The sequence below is a fragment of the Nocardioides sp. SYSU D00038 genome, assembly GCF_016924665.1.
Taxonomy (GTDB): domain Bacteria; phylum Actinomycetota; class Actinomycetes; order Propionibacteriales; family Nocardioidaceae; genus Nocardioides.
This window is the reverse complement of record NZ_JAFFJT010000031.1, coordinates 18169-35546: the sequence shown is the minus strand read 5'-3', so window position 1 is coordinate 35546 and position 17378 is coordinate 18169. Positions and strand designations below refer to the sequence as shown.

General features: G+C 73.5%; 18 protein-coding genes. 11 read left to right on the top strand and 7 right to left on the bottom strand.

Annotated features, from left to right (window positions below):
* Position 1: 1 nt before the first annotated feature.
* The gene (locus JT721_RS18165) at positions 2-706 is read left to right on the top strand and encodes a response regulator transcription factor (RefSeq protein WP_205474681.1); all 705 of its coding nucleotides are present in this window, start codon (positions 2-4) and stop codon (positions 704-706) included.
* Positions 703-1599, top strand: a complete 897-nt coding sequence (locus tag JT721_RS18160) for a hypothetical protein (protein ID WP_205474680.1) — start codon at positions 703-705, stop codon at positions 1597-1599. The genes JT721_RS18165 and JT721_RS18160 overlap by 4 nt, the downstream gene beginning before the upstream one ends.
* 68 nt (positions 1600-1667) lie before the next feature.
* On the opposite strand, the gene glpK is transcribed toward JT721_RS18160, so the two are convergent.
* Complete coding sequence (glpK, locus tag JT721_RS18155; protein WP_205474679.1) at positions 1668-3140, bottom strand: glycerol kinase GlpK; 1473 nt, start codon at positions 3138-3140, stop codon at positions 1668-1670.
* Positions 3137-3961, bottom strand: a complete 825-nt coding sequence (locus JT721_RS18150) for a DUF1028 domain-containing protein (protein ID WP_205474678.1) — start codon at positions 3959-3961, stop codon at positions 3137-3139. Before JT721_RS18150 ends, glpK begins: the two co-directional genes overlap by 4 nt.
* Positions 3962-4048: 87 nt before the next feature.
* Here JT721_RS18150 and JT721_RS18145 point away from each other — a divergent pair, with 87 nt between their 5' ends.
* From JT721_RS18145 to JT721_RS18130, 4 genes are all read left to right on the top strand, one after another.
* On the top strand, positions 4049-5311 hold the full coding sequence (locus JT721_RS18145) for an MFS transporter (RefSeq protein ID WP_307828131.1): 1263 nt from the start codon (positions 4049-4051) through the stop codon (positions 5309-5311).
* 63 nt (positions 5312-5374) lie between these two features.
* Positions 5375-6403, top strand: a complete 1029-nt coding sequence (locus tag JT721_RS18140) for a 6-phosphofructokinase (protein ID WP_205474677.1) — start codon at positions 5375-5377, stop codon at positions 6401-6403.
* Between the two features lie 122 nt (positions 6404-6525).
* Positions 6526-7989: an APC family permease gene (locus JT721_RS18135; RefSeq protein ID WP_205474676.1), complete on the top strand. Its 1464-nt coding sequence runs from the start codon at positions 6526-6528 to the stop codon at positions 7987-7989.
* 89 nt (positions 7990-8078) lie between these two features.
* Positions 8079-9413, top strand: a complete 1335-nt coding sequence (locus tag JT721_RS18130) for a class II 3-deoxy-7-phosphoheptulonate synthase (RefSeq protein ID WP_205474675.1) — start codon at positions 8079-8081, stop codon at positions 9411-9413.
* Between the two features lie 4 nt (positions 9414-9417).
* Here the strand turns inward: JT721_RS18130 and JT721_RS18125 are convergent, their stop codons facing one another.
* Entirely contained in the window at positions 9418-10263 is an 846-nt protein-coding gene (locus tag JT721_RS18125; protein WP_205474674.1) for a triacylglycerol lipase, read from the bottom strand.
* Between the two features lie 72 nt (positions 10264-10335).
* Here JT721_RS18125 and JT721_RS18120 point away from each other — a divergent pair, with 72 nt between their 5' ends.
* Positions 10336-11337, top strand: coding sequence for a low specificity L-threonine aldolase (locus tag JT721_RS18120; RefSeq protein WP_205474673.1), 1002 nt, complete (start codon positions 10336-10338; stop codon positions 11335-11337).
* 172 nt (positions 11338-11509) lie between these two features.
* Here JT721_RS18120 and JT721_RS18115 read toward each other — a convergent pair whose 3' ends face one another.
* On the bottom strand, positions 11510-12058 hold the full coding sequence (locus JT721_RS18115; protein WP_205474672.1) for an NADPH-dependent FMN reductase: 549 nt from the start codon (positions 12056-12058) through the stop codon (positions 11510-11512).
* Positions 12059-12154: 96 nt separating this feature from the next.
* Here JT721_RS18115 and JT721_RS21110 point away from each other — a divergent pair, with 96 nt between their 5' ends.
* From JT721_RS21110 to JT721_RS18100, 4 genes are read left to right on the top strand one after another with little or no spacing between them, the layout of a single operon-like run.
* Complete coding sequence (locus tag JT721_RS21110) at positions 12155-12484, top strand: helix-turn-helix transcriptional regulator (RefSeq protein WP_240341030.1); 330 nt, start codon at positions 12155-12157, stop codon at positions 12482-12484.
* Positions 12481-12948, top strand: a complete 468-nt coding sequence (locus tag JT721_RS18110) for an SRPBCC family protein (protein WP_307828130.1) — start codon at positions 12481-12483, stop codon at positions 12946-12948. The genes JT721_RS21110 and JT721_RS18110 overlap by 4 nt, the downstream gene beginning before the upstream one ends.
* Positions 12949-12958: 10 nt before the next feature.
* Positions 12959-13261, top strand: coding sequence for a YciI family protein (locus JT721_RS18105; RefSeq protein ID WP_205474671.1), 303 nt, complete (start codon positions 12959-12961; stop codon positions 13259-13261).
* Positions 13262-13298: 37 nt separating this feature from the next.
* A complete protein-coding gene (locus tag JT721_RS18100) occupies positions 13299-13655 on the top strand; it encodes a VOC family protein (RefSeq protein WP_205474670.1) in 357 nt (118 codons plus the stop codon).
* Between the two features lie 27 nt (positions 13656-13682).
* Here the strand turns inward: JT721_RS18100 and JT721_RS18095 are convergent, their stop codons facing one another.
* From JT721_RS18095 to JT721_RS18085, 3 genes are all read right to left on the bottom strand, one after another.
* The gene (locus JT721_RS18095; RefSeq protein WP_205474669.1) at positions 13683-14861 is read right to left on the bottom strand and encodes a zinc ribbon domain-containing protein; all 1179 of its coding nucleotides are present in this window, start codon (positions 14859-14861) and stop codon (positions 13683-13685) included.
* A gap of 64 nt (positions 14862-14925) precedes the next feature.
* A complete protein-coding gene (gene aroF / locus JT721_RS18090) occupies positions 14926-15975 on the bottom strand; it encodes a 3-deoxy-7-phosphoheptulonate synthase (protein WP_205474668.1) in 1050 nt (349 codons plus the stop codon).
* Between the two features lie 500 nt (positions 15976-16475).
* Positions 16476-17375, bottom strand: a complete 900-nt coding sequence (locus JT721_RS18085; RefSeq protein ID WP_205474667.1) for a deoxyribonuclease IV — start codon at positions 17373-17375, stop codon at positions 16476-16478.
* Positions 17376-17378: the final 3 nt, after the last annotated feature.

The window sequence follows — 17378 nt, the reverse complement described above, 5'->3', positions numbered from 1 at the left end:
CATGAGCGAGACGCCGATCCGGGTGATGGTGGTCGACGACCACCCCATGTGGCGCGACGCGGTCGAGCGCGACCTCCAGGGCGCGGGGTTCGAGGTCGTGGGGGTCGCCTCGACCGGCGCCGAGGCGCTGGCGCGCTTCCCGGCCTGCCGGCCGCACGTCGTCGTGCTCGACCTGCAGATCCCGCCGCCCACCGGGGTCGAGGTCACCGCGCAGGTGCTGCGCCAGGACCCGTCGGCCCGGGTGCTGATCCTCTCGGCGTCCGGGGAGCAGCAGGACGTGCTCGACGCCGTCAAGGCAGGGGCGACCGGCTACCTCGTCAAGTCGGCCTCGCGCACCGAGCTGATCGACGCCGTACGCCGGGTCGCCGGCGGCGACACCGTCTACACGCCCGGGCTGGCGGGTCTGGTGCTCGGCGAGTTCCGGCGCATCAAGGACGAGCCCGACCCGACGCCGAGGGGACCCGACGGCCCGCCCTCGGAGCTGACCGACCGCGAGACCGAGGTGCTCAAGATGGTCGCGAAGGGGATGTCGTACAAGCAGATCGCCGAGCGGCTGGTGCTGTCGCACCGCACCGTGCAGAACCACGTGCAGAACACCCTGCGCAAGCTGCAGATGCACAACCGCGTCGAGCTCACCCGCTACGCCATCGCCCAGGGCCTCGACGACGGCGAGCAGCCGGCCGGAGCGGGGGAGGACCGGCCGTGAGCGACGGGCTCCTGGCGGAGGCCGACGAGCTCTACGCGCTCGACCCGGCCGACTTCACCCCCGCGCGCGACGCCCGGGCCAAGGAGCTCAAGGGCACGCCGCTCGCCGCGCAGGTCAAGAAGCTCCGCAAGCCGTCGCTGGCCGCCTGGGTGGTCAACCTGCTGGTGCGCCACGAGACCGAGCAGGTCGAGCAGGTGCTCGAGGTCGGCACGGCGCTGCGGGCGGCGCAGGAGTCGATGTCGGCCGACGAGCTGCGGGCGCTGACCAAGCAGCGCCGCCAGCTCACCGCCGCGGTCACCACCCGTGCCCGGGCCCTGTCGCGCGAGCACGGGCAGAGGGTCACCCAGTCGGTGGCCGACCAGGTCGAGGCGACGCTGACCGCCGCGATGGTCGACGAGTCGTGCGCCCGGGCGGTGCGCAGCGGCATGCTCATCGCGCCGCTGTCGGCCACCGGCGTCGACGAGGTCGACCTCACGGGGGCGGTGGCGCTGCCGGAGGCGCTGGGCTTCGAAGCGCCGGCCCGCGACTCCGACGCCCCCGCCGAGAAGCCGCGGCCCGAGCTCCGCGTCGTACCCGACCCGGAGGCGGACGCCAAGGCCCGTGCCGCCGCCGAGGAGGCCCTCGAGGAGGCCGACGCGGAGCTCGAGCAGGCCCGGGACGCGCACACCGAGGCGACCACCGCGGTCGAGGAGCTCGAGGCCCGCTCGATGCAGCTTCAGTCGGAGATCGACGAGCTCCGCCGCAGGATCGTTGAGCTCGAGACCGCCTACGAGGAGGTCGACGACGAGATCGCCGAGGCCGAGGACGCCCGCACCGAGGCCGAGGAGGCGCTCGCCGAGGCGACCCGTGCCCGGGAGCGCGCGGCGGAGGCACTGGCGCGCCTGGAGCGGTAGTCCGTGACGTTCGGGCCCCTCGGTACGGCGTGTCGGGGGCCTAAACGTCACGGACTACCGCGGCGCGGTCACTCCGAGGCCCACCCCTTGGCGCGCTCGACGGCGTCGGTCCACCGGGCGTGGGCGGCGTCGGCCGCCGTCCGGTCGGCCGAGGGGGTGAAGGACCGGTCGAGCTGCCAGGTCTGGCGCAGGTCGTCGACCGAGCCCCAGACGCCGGTCCCGAGGCCCGCGAGGAACGCCGCGCCGAGGGCCGTGGTCTCGACCAGCCGCGGGCGGTCGACGGGTACGCCGACCTGGTCGGCCTGCACCTGGCAGAGCAGGTCGTTGGCCGAGGCGCCGCCGTCGACCCGCAGCGAGGAGAGGCCCGGCATGGTGTCGAGCACGTCGCGCACCTCGAACGCGATCGCCTCCAGGGTGGCCCGCACGACGTGCGCGCGCGTGGTGCCGCGGGTGATCCCGATGATCAGGCCGCGGGCGTAGGGGTCCCAGTGGGGGGCCCCCAGCCCGGTCAGCGCCGGCACGAACACCACGCCCTCCGACGACGGCACCGTCGCCGCGACCGCCTCGGTCTCGGCCGCCGAGCCCACCAGCTGGAGCCCGTCGCGCAGCCACTGCACCGCGGCGCCGGTCACGAAGATCGCGCCCTCGAGCGCGTAGGTGAGCTCGCCGTCGGGGGAGCGCCAGGCCGCGGTGGAGAGCAGTCCGGCGTCGGAGCGCACCAGCTCGCTGCCGGTGTTGGTGAGGATGAACGACCCGGTGCCGTAGGTGCACTTGGAGTCGCCCTCGTCGAAGCAGGTCTGGCCGAACAGCGCCGACTGCTGGTCTCCGGCGAGCCCGGCGATCGGCAGCGACAGGTCGAGGAACGCCCGCGGGTCGGTGGTCGCGATCTCGCCCCAGTTGGGCACGATCTCGGGCAGCGCGTCGCGCGGCACGCCGAACAGTGCGCACAGCTCGTCGGACCAGTCGCCCGCCCCGAGGTCGAACAGCAGGGTCCGGGAGGCGTTGGAGACGTCGGTGACGTGCCAGGTTCCGCGGGTCATCCGGGCCACGAGGTAGGAGTCGACGGTGCCGACGGCGTAGCGGCCCGACTCGACCAGTGCCCAGGTGTGCGGCTCCTCCTCCCGCAGCCAGGCCAGCTTGGTGCCGGAGAAGTAGGGGTCGAGCCGCAGCCCGGTCAGCTCGGCGACCCGGTCCTCGTGACCGGCCTCGCGCAGCCGCACGCACAGGTCCGCCGTACGCCGGTCCTGCCACACGATCGCCCGCCGCGGCGAGCCCAGCGTCTCGCGGTCCCAGAGCACGACGGTCTCGCGCTGGTTGGTGATGCCGACCGCCGTGACGTCGGCGCGGTCGACCTGGGCCAGCGCGAGCCGGGTCGCCTCGAGGGTCGCCTGCCAGATCTCCTCGGGGGCGTGCTCCACCCAGCCCGGGCGGGGGAAGTGCTGGGGGAACTCCTGGTAGCCCTTGGCCGCGATCGAGCCGTCGGGGGTGACGACCACGGCGGTGACGCCGGTGGTGCCGGCGTCGATGGCGAGCACGCTCACCGGCTGGTCTCCCCCCGCACGATCGCCAGGATCCGCTCGTCGATCCAGGCCAGGTCGGGGGCGACCCGCATCTCGTAGTTCTCGGTGCCGACCCAGGTGTGCACGTCGGGGTGCCCCAGCCCGCGCACGTACGTCGTCAGCTCCTCCTCGAGCTCGGGGGTGACCGGCACCTTCTCCTCGTCGGTGGATGCGGTGAGGTAGAGATCGTTGAGGTCGAGCAGCCGCTCCAGCTCCTGCACCGGGGCGGTGTGGTCGTCGACGCGCAGGTCGGCCGCGATGTCGTCGAGGCCGCCGTAGCCGGCGCCCTCGCGCACCACGAGCAGCGCCGCCGACTGGCGGCCGCGCTTGTCGCCCCCGGCGTCGTCGCCGGACGCCAGCGCCGCGAGGAGCCGCCGGGCCAGCGGCAGCGCCGGGTCGGAGTCCTCCCAGGCGTCGCGCATCGCGAGCACGACGTCCTCGCCGGCCAGGCAGTTGCCCTGCACGGCGTACCCCTCGCCGGTCAGCCCGCCGGCCCACTCGATGCAGGACTGGCCGGTGTGGGTGGCGGCGCCGCCGTCGCTGTCGACGATGCCGACCTGGCGGTGGTCGCGCTGCTCGTCCTCCTCCAGCAGCCGCTGGAGCGCCACGGAGGCGGTCGCGCCGTCGTCGAGGTGGGAGAGCGCGAGGCCCTTGTAGGCGACGTTCGCGTCGGCCTGGGTGGCGATGGCGCCCACCTGGGCCACCGCCGCCGGCACCGCCGACCCCACGGCGAGGAACTTCGAGGCGACGGCCACCCCCCACGACTCTCCGTCGGCGGACCTGGCCACGATCGAGAAGGTCATGGTCGTGACCCTAGCGAGCCGCCGCCACCCCACCGCCGTCCGATATCCGCTTGCCCTCGACCCCGCTCGAGGTTGCACGATGCTCCGGTGCTGCAGCGTCTCGGGTTCCCGTCGGTGGGTCGTCATCGCCGCTTCGTCACGGCGATCGCGATCGACGCCGTGGGCAGCGGGGTGTTCATGCCGGTCTCGGTGCTCTACTTCCTCGTCGCCACCGACCTCTCGCTGGTGCAGGTGGGCGCGGCGATCTCGCTGGCCTCGCTGGTCTCGCTGCCGGTGGGTCCGCTGCTCGGCGGCCTCGTCGACCGCGTCGGGGCCAAGCCGGTGCTGCTGGCCGGCAACGCCCTCCAGTGCGTGGGGTTCGCGGCGTACCTGCTCGTCGACTCGTTCGCCGCGCTCACGGCCTGGACGGTCGCGGTGACCGTGGGCCGAACGGCGTTCTGGGGCTCCTACGGCAACATCGTCGCCGCCATCTCCGCGCCGGGGGAGCGCGAGACGTGGTTCGGGTTCCTCGGGGCGCTGCGCAACGTCGGTTTCGCGATCGGCGGGCTGGCCTCGGGGGCGGCGATCACGATCGGCACCTCGTCGGCGTACGCGACGGTGGTGGTGGTCAACGCCGTGTCGTACGCCGTCGCACTGGTGCTGCTGCTCGCGGTGCCGCCGGTGCCGCCGACCCACCACGCCGACGAACCCGGCTCGTGGGGGGTGGTGCTGCGCGACGGCCCCTACCGGGTGCTGTGGACCTCGCAGCTGCTCTTCGCGATCGCGATGATGGTGCTGAACTTCGCGATCCCGGTCTACGCCACCAACCTCCTCGACCTCCCCGGCTGGGTGACCGGCGCGGTCTTCACCCTCAACACGCTGATGATCGGGCTGGGCCAGGGGCTGGTGGTGCGGGCGATGACCGGGGCCCGCCGCTGGCGGGTGCTGGTGCTGGGCCACCTGCTCTTCGTCGCGTCGTACGTCGTGCTGCTCGCCGCGGCGGCGAGCGCGGTGGCGCGGCCGGTGGCCCTCGCGGCGGCGGTCGTGCTGCTCGGCTCGGTGGTCTACACGCTCGGGGAGCTGGTCGGCGGGCCGGTGCACGGCGCGCTGTCGGCCGAGGCCGCGCCCGACCACCTGCGCGGCCGCTACCTCTCGCTGATCCAGCTGGCGTGGAACCTCGCCAGCACCGTCGCGCCGGTCTGCTTCGCCTGGCTGCTCGACCGCGGCGCCGCCCCGCTGTGGCTGGTGCTCGCCGCGGTCTCCCTGCTCGGCGCGGTGGTGGCCGCGCGGCTGCCCGCCGTGCTGCCGCTGGCCGCCGCACGGGTGACCAACCGGGCCGACGACGACGCCGGGACCGTGCTGGAAGTGTGACCCGGGACGCACTAGGTTGGCAGCGGCCTTGAACGATCCAACCGACCTGACCCAGGAGTCCGCATGCGCGTCGGAGTGCTCACCGGAGGCGGGGACTGCCCCGGCCTGAACGCCGTCATCCGGGCGGTGGTGCGGCGCGGGGTGAGGGACCACGGCTTCGAGCTGGTCGGCTTCCGAGACGGGTGGAAGGGCCCGCTGGAGGGTCTGACCATGCCGCTCGGCATTGAGCAGTGCCGCGGCATCCTGCCGCGCGGCGGCACGATCCTGGGCTCCTCGCGCACCAACCCGTTCAAGATCGACGGCGGCGTGGAGCGGATCAAGGAGAACCTCGCCGCGCAGGGCGTCGACGCCTTGGTCGCGATCGGCGGCGAGGACACCCTCGGGGTCGCCACCAAGCTCGCCGACCTCGGGGTCGACGTCGTCGGCGTGCCGAAGACGATCGACAACGACCTGTCCGGCACCGACTTCACCTTCGGCTTCGACACGGCCGTCAACATCGCCACCGAGGCCATCGACCGGCTCCACACCACCGCCGAGTCGCACCACCGGGTGCTGGTCGTCGAGGTGATGGGTCGTCACGCCGGCTGGATCGCGCTCCACTCCGGCATGGCCGGCGGCGCCTCCGCGGTGCTGATCCCCGAGCAGCCCTTCGACATCGAGCGGCTCTGCGAGCACGTCGAGAACCGGTTCAAGACCTCGTTCGCCCCGATCATCGTGGTCTCCGAGGGTGCGGTGCCGGCCGAGGGCGGCGACATGACGCTGGTCTCGGGCGAGCTCGACGCGTTCGGCCACGTGCGGCTCGGCGGCATCGGCGACCGGATCGCCGGCGAGATCGAGCGGCGCACCGGCAAGGAGGCCCGCGCGGTGGTGCTCGGTCACGTCCAGCGCGGCGGCACGCCCACGGCGTTCGACCGCTGGCTGGCGACCCGCTTCGGCCTGCAGGCGATCGACGCCGTCAAGGACGGCGACTTCGGCACCATGATGGCGCTGCGCGGCACCCGGATCGAGCGGGTGCCGCTCATCGAGGGCACCGGCGAGCTCAAGCTGGTCAGCCCCGAGGAGTACGCCGAGGCCGAGGTGTTCTTCGGCTAGGCCCAGCGGCTGGGCTGGACCGGCAGGACGTCGCGGCGGCCGCCGCGGCTCGACTCTGGTCAACGCGGGTACGAGTGCGGTTGGGTGACAGCACCCACCGGCACTCGGACCAGGAGGCGCTCATGTCCAGCACCACCACGGAGCCCGCGGCACCACGCGGCCAGGAGCAGCCCGCGCTGAAGCGGGTGCTCGGACCCAAGCTGCTCCTGCTCTTCATCGTCGGCGACATCCTCGGTGCGGGCATCTACGCCGTCACCGGCCAGATGGCGGGCGTGGTCGGCGGGCTGGTGTGGCTCCCGTTCCTGCTGGCCTTCGTGGTCGCGACGCTGACGGCGCTGTCCTACCTCGAGCTGGTCACCAAGTACCCCCAGGCCGCCGGTGCCGCGCTCTACACGCACAAGGCGTTCGGGGTGCACTTCCTGACCTTCATCGTCGCCTTCGCCGTGGTGTGCTCGGGCATCACCAGCGCCTCGACGTCGGCCAAGACGCTCGCCGACAACTTCACCGCCGGTCTCGAGGTCAACGGCTGGATCGACTCCGCGGCCTCGACGGGCGTGATCACCGCGATCGCGATGGGCTTCATGGTGCTGCTCGCCGTGATCAACCTGCGCGGGGTGGGCGAGAGCGTGAAGTTCAACGTGGTGCTGACCCTCGTCGAGGTGGTCGCGCTGTGCATCGTGATCGGCGTCGGCCTCTACGTCGTCGGCCGCGGGGACGCCGACTTCGGCGAGCTCACCACGTTCCGCGACTACGACGACAAGGGCCTCTTCCTCGCCGTGACGGCCGCGACCTCGATCGCGTTCTTCGCGATGGTGGGCTTCGAGGACGCCGTGAACATGGTCGAGGAGACCGAGGAGCCGGAGCGGGTGTTCCCGCGGGTGATGCTGACCGGCCTCGGGATCGCGGTGATCCTCTACATGCTGGTGGCGATCTCGGTGGTCACCGTGCTCACCAGCGACGAGCTGAAGACCATCGCCGACGCCGAGGGCCGGGCGCTGCTCGAGGTCGTCGGCAAGGGCGCCCCGGACTTCCCGATCGACAAGGTCTTCCCGTTCCTGGCCGTCTTCGCGGTGGCCAACACCGCCCTGATCAACATGCTGATGGCCAGCCGGCTCCTCTACGGCATGGCCCGCCAGCACGTGCTGCCCGCGCCCCTGGGCCGGGTGCTCCCGGGCAGGCGTACGCCGGCCGTCTCGATCGCGTTCACCACCCTGCTCGCGCTGGGCCTGATCTTCTACGTCACCCGCGACCCCGACAGCAACGTCGTGGCCAACCTCAGCAACGTCACCGCGTTCCTGCTGCTGTGCGTCTTCGCCGTGGTCAACATCGCCTGCCTGGTGCTGCGGGGCGCCCGCGGCCTCGAGGACAAGTCGTTCTTCACCTCGCCCGGCGTCACCCCGCTGCTGGCGGCGGTGCTGTGCCTCTCGCTCGCCGGACCCTGGGTCGACCGCGAGGCCGAGGTCTACAAGATCGCCGGCGGGCTGATGCTCATCGGCGTCGTGCTGTGGGCGATCACCTACGCGATCAACCGGGCCACCGGAGTCGGCACCGAGTTCGAGGACGTCGAGGGCCTGGGTAAGGACTGACCCCCGGGTCCGGCCGCGGCGCCGGGGACGGGCGTCCGGGGATCGTCGTCGAGGCGGCCCGGGGGCGGTTCCGCGCGTACGCTGGTGCGGTGAGCATCCCCTCGCTGCCCGACCTCCACGCCCTGGGCGCCGCCCAGCAGCCGACCTACCCCGACCCGGCCGGCGTCGACGCCGCCGTCGCGCGCCTGCGCACGCTGCCGCCGCTGGTCTTCGCCGGGGAGTGCGACGAGCTCAAGGAGAAGATCGGCGCGGTCGCCCGCGGCGAGGCGTTCCTGCTCCAGGGCGGCGACTGCGCCGAGACCTTCGACGGGGTGACCGCCGACAACGTGCGCAACAAGCTGCGGGTGCTCCTGCAGATGGCCGTGGTGCTCACCTACGCCGCCTCGGTGCCGGTCGTGAAGGTGGGGCGGATCGCGGGCCAGTACGCCAAGCCGCGCTCCTCCGACCTCGAGACCCGCGACGGCGTGACGCTGCCGGCCTACCGCGGCGACGCCGTGAACGGCTACGACTTCACCCCCGAGGCGCGGGTGCCCGACCCGCAGCGGCTGGTCGACGTCTACAACAGCTCGGCCGCGACGCTGAACCTGGTCCGCGCGTTCGTCACCGGCGGCTACGCCGACCTGCGCCAGGTGCACACCTGGAACACCGACTTCGTCCGCAGCTCACCGGTCGGCCGCCGCTACGAGGAGATGGCCTCGGAGATCGAGCGCGCCCTCACCTTCATGCAGGCCATCGGCGCCGACCCCGACGAGTTCCACCGCGTCGACTTCCACTCCAGCCACGAGGCGCTGGTGCTGGAGTACGAGCACGCGATGACCCGGATCGACTCGCGCACCCAGCAGCCCTACGACGTCTCGGGCCACTTCGTCTGGATCGGTGAGCGCACCCGCCAGCTCGACGGCGCCCACGTGGAGCTGCTCAGCCACATCCGCAACCCGATCGGCGTCAAGCTCGGGCCGACCACGACACCCGACACCGCGATCGCGCTGGCCGCCAAGCTCAACCCCACCAACGAGCCGGGACGGCTGACCTTCGTCACCCGGTTCGGCGCGGGCAAGATCCGCGACGGCCTGCCCCACCTGGTCGAGAAGGTCACCGCCGAGGGCCTGGACGTCGCGTGGGTCTGCGACCCGATGCACGGCAACACGTTCGAGGCGTCCTCCGGCTACAAGACCCGTCGCTTCGACGACGTCATCGACGAGGTGCAGGGCTTCTTCGACGTCCACCGCTCGCTCGGCACCTGGCCCGGCGGCCTCCACGTCGAGCTCACCGGTGACGACGTCACCGAGTGCGTGGGCGGTGGCGAGGAGCTCACCGACACCGACCTGGCCAACCGCTACGAGTCGGTCTGCGACCCGCGGCTGAACCGGGTGCAGTCGCTCGAGCTGTCGTTCCTCGTCGCGGAGATGCTCCGCCAGGTCTGAGGCCTCACACCGGCGGTCCGACCCCGCAGCGCACCGGCACGGCGGGGTCGAGACCGTTGAGGATCATCGAGGTCACGCCGGTGTCGAAGCCGATGCCGAAGTGGCCCACCGGGTCGAGCGGGCACCGGTCCTGCACGAGGTAGTTGGTCACGCCCGGCTCGCGGACGAACCCGCGCGCCGGCGGGGTCACCACGGCGTCGTAGCGGGTGGCGACCACGGTGTAGGCGACGCCGGGCTGGGCGATCGGGCCGGCCTCGAGCCGGGCCACCGCCCTGCTCCCCGCGAGCAGGTCGACGCAGGCCAGGCAGCCGGCCGCGCCGAGCAGGGTGTCGACGGTCGCCCGCAGGCCGGCGCCGTCGACCAGCGCCACCAGCCCCAGCAGGGTGGTGCCGTGCGTGGGCGGCGTCAGCGCCACGACCCGCCCGAACCGGCCCGGGTCGCCGGCCAGCTTGGGCACCCAGAGCGCCAGGAAGCCCCCGAGCGAGTGGCCGACGAGGTCGACCCGGGCGGCGCCCGTCTCGGCCAGCACCCGGTCGACGTACGCCGAGATCTCGGTCGCCGACCGCTCCACCGGCGCGTTGCCGTTGAGCCCCATCGCGTTGGCGCCGTAGTCGAGGGTGAACACGCAGTAGCCGGCGCGGGCGACGGCCGGCCCGTGCAGCGACCACTGCTGCGACATTCCGCTGAGGCCGTGGAGCATGACGACCGGGCGCGGGTGGGCCGGCGACGGGCGGCAGGACCAGTCGTCGTAGCCCGAGGAGGGTGCGGCGGCGGAGGCGGTGACCAGCGGACCCGAGACGGTCGCGACCGCGACCGCGACGCAGGTGAGCACGCGCGTGAGCAAGGACATGCCGGACTCCCGTGGCTAGGCGTGGGCCGACCGTAGCGCGGCCGGCACGGGTCGCGGTGGGAGGATGAGGCGGTGATCGACCTGCGCTCGGACACCCTCACCCGACCCACCGCGGCGATGCGGGCCGCACTCGCCGCCGCCGAGGTCGGTGACGACGTCTACGGCGAGGACCCCACCGTCGCGGCGCTCGAGGAGCACGTCGCCGGGCTGTTCGGCCACGAGGCCGCGCTCTTCACGCCGACCGGCTCGATGGCCAACGTGCTGGCCGTGCGGGCCGTGGTCGAGCCGGGGGAGGAGGTGCTCTGCGAGGCCTCCGCCCACATCGCCCGCGCCGAGCTCGGCGCCCACGGCGCCGTCTCGGGGCTGACCATGCGGACCTGGATCTCCCCGCGCGGCCAGGTCGACCTCGCCGCCGTCCGCTCGCTGCACGCCCCCGACATGGGGTCGTTCTTCGTGCGCACCGCGGCGGTGTCGGTGGAGAACACCCACAACTTCGCCGGCGGCGCCGTGCTGCCGCTGGCCGACCTGCAGGCGCTGCGCGCGTGGGCCGACGGGGCCGGCGTCCGCGTGCACCTCGACGGCGCCCGGATCTGGAACGCCCACGTCGCCACCGGCACGCCGCTCTCGGAGTACGGCGCCGTCGCCGACGTGCTCGCCGTCTGCCTCTCCAAGGGCCTCGGCGCACCGGTGGGCTCGCTGCTGGTCGGGTCCGCGGACGTCGTGGCCACCGCCCGGGTGCGCCGCAAGCGGCTCGGGGGCGGCATGCGCCAGGTCGGGCTGCTCGCTGCCGCCGGCCGGCACGCGCTCGACCACCACGTCGAGCGCCTCGCCGACGACCACGCCCACGCCCGGCTGCTGGCCGAGGCCTGTGGCGTCGACCCGGCCGGCGTCGACACCAACATCGTCGTGGTGGAGCGCACGGACGCCTCGGAGTTCGTCTCCCGCGCCGCCGAGGAGGGGGTCCGGGCCGCCACCGTCGGCCCCACCACCGTCCGCCTGGTCACCCACCTCGACGTCTCGACCGCCGACGCCGAGCGCGCCGCGGCTGTGCTGGCCCGCCTCACCGCTGGTTGAGGAAGGACGAAGTCCTGTCTCGAAACCCGGTGGGACGAACGCCCTCCCGCAACCACCGGGGGTAGCCCAGGTCCCGCCGAGCCGGCGTTAGTTGACGCCGGGTCGGCGCACCCCGACGTCGACAAGCGCCGGGTCGGCGATACCCCGATGCGCATCCGGCGGCGCCGCACCGTCAGCCCACGGGGACCCCGTGCGTGCCGCGCGCGTCCCGCAGGGCCAGGGCCCACCAGTGCAGCTCGGTCAGGGTCGCGTCGAGGGCGGCGCGGGCGGACTCGGGGGCGCGGAACCGGTCGTCCTGGTCGACGTGCTGCCAGGGTGCGCTGAGCTGGACGCCGTTGCGGGCGGTAGTGGCGTAGAGCTCGGCGAAGACCTGCCGCAGCTGCTCGACCGCCCGGATGCCGCCCGACGCGGCGCCGTAGGAGACGAAGCCCACCGGCTTGAACTGCCACTCCGCGCGGTGCCGGTCGATCAGCTCCTTCAGCGACCCGGGGAAGCTGTGGTTGTACTCGGGCGTGAGCACGACGAACGCGTCGGCGGCGTCGAGGCGCGGGCTGGGGTCGTCGTCGCGCCGGGCCACGTCGACCACGTCGAGGCGCAGCCAGGCACGGGCCCCGAGCTCCGCCCGGAGCCAGGGGAGCAGGGCGTCGGCGAAGCGGTTGTCGCGCCCGCTCCCGACGATCAGGGCGACGGTGACCGGGTCGGGAGCCTGAGGGTTCGTCATGCCGCCGACGCTAGGACCTCAACATTTGTTGAGGTCAAGCTCGCGGCAAGGCGACTGTTGACATGTGACCAAATGGTCACCTATTGTCGTCGCACGATGGACGACGAGGACCTGGTGTTCAGGGCGCTGGCCGATCCCACGCGCCGCCGGATCCTCGACGCCCTGCGCGACCGCGACGCCCTGTCGCTGTCGGACCTGGAGTCCCGCGTGGTCGAGGGGGGCGAGATGACCCGCTACGGCGTGATGAAGCACCTCAAGGTGCTGGTCGCGGCCGGGCTGGTGACCACCGAGCGCGACGGGCGACGCACCCTCCACCACCTCAACCCGGTGCCGATCCGGCTCGTGCACGACCGCTGGATCTCGCGCTACACCGAGACCCACGTGGCTGCCCTCACCGACCTCAAGCAGCGATTGGAGAACCCGTGACCGACCCGACCCCCGACCCCCCGCCGGAGAAGCTCGTCTTCCAGATCTACGTGCGCGCCACCCCCGAGCAGGTCTGGGAGGCGATCACCGAGACGTCGTTCCGGCGCCAGTACTTCTACGGCTCGACGATCGAGTCCACCTTCGAGGTCGGGTCTCCGGTGCGCTCGCACTCGCCGGAGGGCGAGCTCTGGGGTGACGACGTCGTGCTGGAGTGCGAGCCACCGCACCTGCTCGTGCACTCCTGGCGCAGCCTGTGGAACCCCGAGGCGGCCGACGAGCCCCCGAGCCGGGTGACCTGGCGGGTGGAGGCCCACGAGACCGGCTCGACCCGGCTCACGGTCGTCCACGACCAGCTCGAGCAGTCGCCCCTCACCGCCGCCGGCGTCAGCGGAGGCTGGATGTTCATCATCAGCGGGCTCAAGACGGTCCTCGAGACCGGCGCGCCCCTGGCCGACCCCTCCTGAGGAGAGACCCGTGTCCTGGTTCCTGTACCGCCTGCACGCCGACCGCCCCGACTTCGCCGCCACCATGACCGAGGAGGAGGCCGCGACGATGATGGCGCACGTCGAGTACTGGCGCGGCCCGCTCGACGAGGGGCGCGTGCTCATCTACTCCCCGGTCGCCGATCCCGAGCACGGCTGGGGGATGGCGGTCGTCGAGGCCGACGACGAGGCCGAGCTCGACGCGCTGCGCGCCGCCGACCCGGCGGTGCTGGCCGGCGTCGCCACGGCCGACTACCTCCACCTGCCCGTGCCGGTCGTCGCGCCCCGCGGCTGACCGTTCCACCACCCACGCACCACCCGAGGAGATCGACATGTCCAGCAACCACCCCGTGGCCTTCTTCGAGGTCACCAGCCCCGACGCCCCCCGGGCCCAGGCCTTCTACCGCGACCTGTTCGGCTGGAGCATCGAGGTCGACGACGAGGGCTACGGCCTGGTCGACACCGGTGCCGGCGAGGACGGCGTCAGCGGAGGCATCGGGCCCGCCGAGGCGCCCGAGCAGGCCGGGGTGACCGTCTACGTGCGCACCCCCGACCTCGAGGGCACCCTGGCGCGGGCCCGCGACCTGGGGTCGACGGTGCACCTGGAGCCGATGGAGCTGCCCGGCGGCTACGGCCGGATCGCCGTGGTCGGCGACCCCGACGGCAACCCGGTCGGGCTCTGGGCCTGACCCCGGGCCGGCCGCGACGGCCGTCGGTCAGGCCGGCCCGCCGGCGAGGTAGACCTCGCTGATCGCGGTGAAGTCGCGGCTCGCGCGGCCCTTGCCGGGCTCGCTCACCCGCACCAGCTCGATCCGGACGGTCCGCGTGGTCGTGGGCTCGATCTGGATGGTCTGCGGGTCGCGGGTGCGCTGCAGGCGCTGCCGGACGGTGGTGCCGTCGTCGAAGTGCCACTTCACCGCCATGACGTAGCGGTGCCCGTGGTACCAGTCGTAGACCTTGCCGTCGGTGCCCTCGGCCCGCTTGGCGTAGCCGTTGACCAATCCCACCTCGGTGACCTCCGACTCCTCGGGCAGGGTCACGACGACCTCCTCGCCGCTGGCGTCGCCCTCGGTGCGCCACGCGGTGGTGGGCTCGTCGTCGACCATGTTGGCGGCGTCGAAGGTGACGGTCTCGCCGTCGACGTCCTCGGCCTCCTCGGCCGCCGACGGCGCCTCCACCTCGGCGCCGGTGACCAGCGAGCCGGCCACCCCGGCCGCGTCGCTCGGGCGGTCACCGGCGCCGGGCTCGTCGCCGTCGCCGCCGCCCAGCAGCGAGAAGAGCGCCACGGCCACCACGATCAGCACCGCCACCGAGGCCGCGCCCAGCCACGGCGCCCGGCGGCTGCTGCGCGGACGGCGCTCGACCGGCTCGAACGGCGTCAGCGGGTCGGCGCCAGCGGCGGGTGCGCTCGGCGGGCGGGCGGGTGCTTCCTCCTCGATCCCGCCGGACGGCCCGGCCTCCGGCTCGTCGGCGAACAGCGGGAAGCGGGCTGCGGGCGGCGGGGTCGGCGCCGTCGGCGGCGTGCGCGGGGGCAGCAGCGGCCGGGCCACCGGGCGGGTGTCGGTCGAGGACCCCTCGCCGGCCACGGCCGGCCGCTCGGCAGTGGTCACCCGGTCGTCGGCGTCCGGGGGGTCGGTCTCGGCTTCCGCCTCGGCCTCGGCAGCCTCCGACTCGTCCTCGACCGCCTCGGCCTCGACCGGCTCCGACTCGTCCTCGACCGGCTCCGGGTCGGGCTCCGGGGCCGGCTCCGGCTCGGGCTGGGTCGCCGTCGGCGGCTCGGGGGGAGGAGCGGGGGTGCGCGCGGCGGCGGCCGGTGCCGTCTCGACCGGCTGGCCGCAGTTGGTGCAGAAGCGCCCGATGCCCAGCTCGTGGCCGCAACGCGTGCAGAACCTCATCCCACTCCTCGACTCGTCGCGGCAACGATAGGCGACCGTACCGACCCGCGCCCGAGCCGGGCGCTCAGGACGTGCGGACCGCCTGCGCGGAGTCGGTGCGCCCGACCACCGGGGGCAGCCGGCGCACCGCGGCGGCCAGCTCGCGCAGCTCGGTGCCGAGCAGTGCCTGCGGGCCGTCGCAGAGGGCGGTCTCTGGGTCGGGGTGGACGTCGACGATGATCCCGTCGGCCCCCACCGCGATCGCGGCCCGCGACAGCGGCACCACGAGGTCCTTGCGGCCCGAGGCGTGGGAGGGGTCGACGATCACCGGCAGGTGACTGGTCGCCTGCACGACCGGGACCGCGGAGATGTCGAGGGTGTTGCGGGTGGCCGGCTCGAAGGTCCTGATGCCGCGCTCGCAGAGCACCACGTCGAGGTTGCCCCGCTGGGCGATGTACTCGGCCGCCATCAGCCACTCCTCGGTGGTCGCGGTCATGCCGCGCTTGAGCAGCACCGGCTTGCCGGCGTCCCCGACGGCCTGGAGCAGGCCGAAGTTGGCGGCGTTGCGGGTGCCGACCTGGAGCATGTCGGCGTGCTCGGCCACGACGGCGACGTCGCGGGCGTCGACGACCTCGGTGACCACGGGGAGCCCGGTCGCCTCGCCGACCTCTGCCAGGATCTCCAGCCCGGCGACGCCGAGGCCCTGGAAGGCGTAGGGGGAGGTGCGCGGCTTGAAGGCGCCGCCGCGCAGGATCGTGGCCCCGGCCGAGCGCGCCATCACCGCCGACTCGTGGGTCTGCTCGCGGGTCTCGACCGCGCACGGGCCGGCCATGAACGTGAACGTGTCGGGCCCGATCGGCACCTGGTGGCCGGGGCGGCCGACCCACACCGTCGACCGCTCGTGGTGGTGCTGCCGGCTGACCAGCTTGTAGGGGTCGGAGATCCGGTGGACGTCGGCGACGCCCTGGAGCGTCCGGAGGTTGAGGTGGTGGAAGGAGTCGATGTCGCCGACTAGCCCGATGATGGTGCGGACGACGCCCTTCGACACGAACGCCTCACCGCCCACCCCCTCGACGCGGGCGACGACGTGCGCGACGTCCTCGTCGGTGGCGTCCGGGGACATGACGACGACCATGGGAAGTTCCTCTCGTGTGCCGCTCCGGCCCCGACGAGCAGAACGCCCCGGGCCGGAGCCGGGGCGTTGGTTGGGTGCGAGCGGCCTAGACGACCGCCTGCACGGGGGCTCCCGGCAGGTGTCGGTAGGAAAAGTACGACCGCGTCACGACGCCGAATCTAGTGGCCACCCCCGGTCCTACCCCACCGATTTCCAGCAGACGGACAAGCGTTGCCCGATCGTGACCGTTCGCCAGCCGGCGCTGGTCGAAGTGCGAGGAGCCCTGGCTACGAGCCTCGACACCCGGTGAGCCGGAAGCCCTCCCGTCCCCACCGGAGGGCGTCCGGGTGCGCGGGTTTCGAGGCTCGCTCCGCTCGCACCTCGACCAGCGCGCACCGCTGGTCGAGGTGCGAGGAGCCCTGGCGACGAGCCTCGAGACCCGGTGAGCCGGAAGCCCCCCCGTGCCCACCGGAGGGCGTTCGGCCGGCGGGGGTTTCGAGACAGTCGCCAGCGCGACTTCCTCAACCAGCGGCGGTGCCGGCGGCCTCGGCGCGGAGGCGGCGGAGGAGGGGGAGGTCGGGGTTGCCGGGGGTGCGGGAGCCGGGCGTCTCCAGGACGAACGGGACCCCCGCGGTGCCGGGGTGGGCGAGGAGCTCGGCGAAGGCGCCGGTGCCGATGTGGCCGGCGCCGATGGGCTGGTGGCGGTCGCGGGCGGAGCCGCGGACGTCGAGGGAGTCGTTGGCGTGCACCAGCCGCAGTCGGCCCGGACCGCCGATCTCGACGATCCGGTCGAGGGTGGCGGTCGCACCGCCGGGCTCGTCGAGCGGGGCGCCGGCGGCGAAGACGTGGCAGGTGTCGAGGCAGATGCCGGCGCGGGGGTGGTGGTCGAGCGCGGCGAGGTAGGGCTCGAGGTCGTCGACTCCCGCGCACAGCGACCGGCCCTGGCCCGCGGTCGGCTCCAGCAGCAGGTACGGCGCGCCGTCGCGGTCGATCGCGTCGAGCAGGGGGAGCAGCCCCTCGCGGACCCGGTCCATCGCCGCCGCGTGCGACGCGGCGGTGCCGGCCGGGTCGACGTACGAACCCGTGTGGACGACGACGCCCTCGGCGCCGAGCTCGGCCGCCCGGTTGAGGTTGTGGGCCACCAGCGCCACCGACTGCTCGTAGGTGCTGGGGGTGGGGGAGCCCAGGTTCACCAGGTAAGGGGCGTGGATGAAGACCCGCAGCCCGCTCGCGTGGGCGGCCCGCCGGAACCGCGCGTCCTCCTCCGGCCGCCCGGGCGACCGGGCCCAGCCGCGGGGGTTGCCGGTGAACACCTGCAGGCACTCGTAGCCGAGCTCCAAGGTGTCGGCCAGCGCGCCGGCGACCAGGCCCTTGCCGACCAGCACGTGGGTGCCGATCGGGTTGCGCTCCGCGGGGGTCACGGG

What these genes read in the sequence shown, in the direction of transcription:
- JT721_RS18140 (WP_205474677.1), top strand. Translation starts at nt 5,375, where the DNA reads ATGCGCGTCGGAGTGCTCACCGGAGGCGGGGACTGCCCCGGCCTGAAC.
- JT721_RS18095 (WP_205474669.1), bottom strand. Translation starts at nt 14,861, where the DNA reads ATGAGGTTCTGCACGCGTTGCGGCCACGAGCTGGGCATCGGGCGCTTC.
- JT721_RS21110 (WP_240341030.1), top strand. Translation starts at nt 12,155, where the DNA reads ATGGACGACGAGGACCTGGTGTTCAGGGCGCTGGCCGATCCCACGCGC.
- JT721_RS18165 (WP_205474681.1), top strand. Translation starts at nt 2, where the DNA reads ATGAGCGAGACGCCGATCCGGGTGATGGTGGTCGACGACCACCCCATG.
- JT721_RS18115 (WP_205474672.1), bottom strand. Translation starts at nt 12,058, where the DNA reads ATGACGAACCCTCAGGCTCCCGACCCGGTCACCGTCGCCCTGATCGTC.
- aroF (WP_205474668.1), bottom strand. Translation starts at nt 15,975, where the DNA reads ATGGTCGTCGTCATGTCCCCGGACGCCACCGACGAGGACGTCGCGCAC.
- JT721_RS18135 (WP_205474676.1), top strand. Translation starts at nt 6,526, where the DNA reads ATGTCCAGCACCACCACGGAGCCCGCGGCACCACGCGGCCAGGAGCAG.
- JT721_RS18150 (WP_205474678.1), bottom strand. Translation starts at nt 3,961, where the DNA reads ATGACCTTCTCGATCGTGGCCAGGTCCGCCGACGGAGAGTCGTGGGGG.
- JT721_RS18100 (WP_205474670.1), top strand. Translation starts at nt 13,299, where the DNA reads ATGTCCAGCAACCACCCCGTGGCCTTCTTCGAGGTCACCAGCCCCGAC.
- JT721_RS18125 (WP_205474674.1), bottom strand. Translation starts at nt 10,263, where the DNA reads ATGTCCTTGCTCACGCGCGTGCTCACCTGCGTCGCGGTCGCGGTCGCG.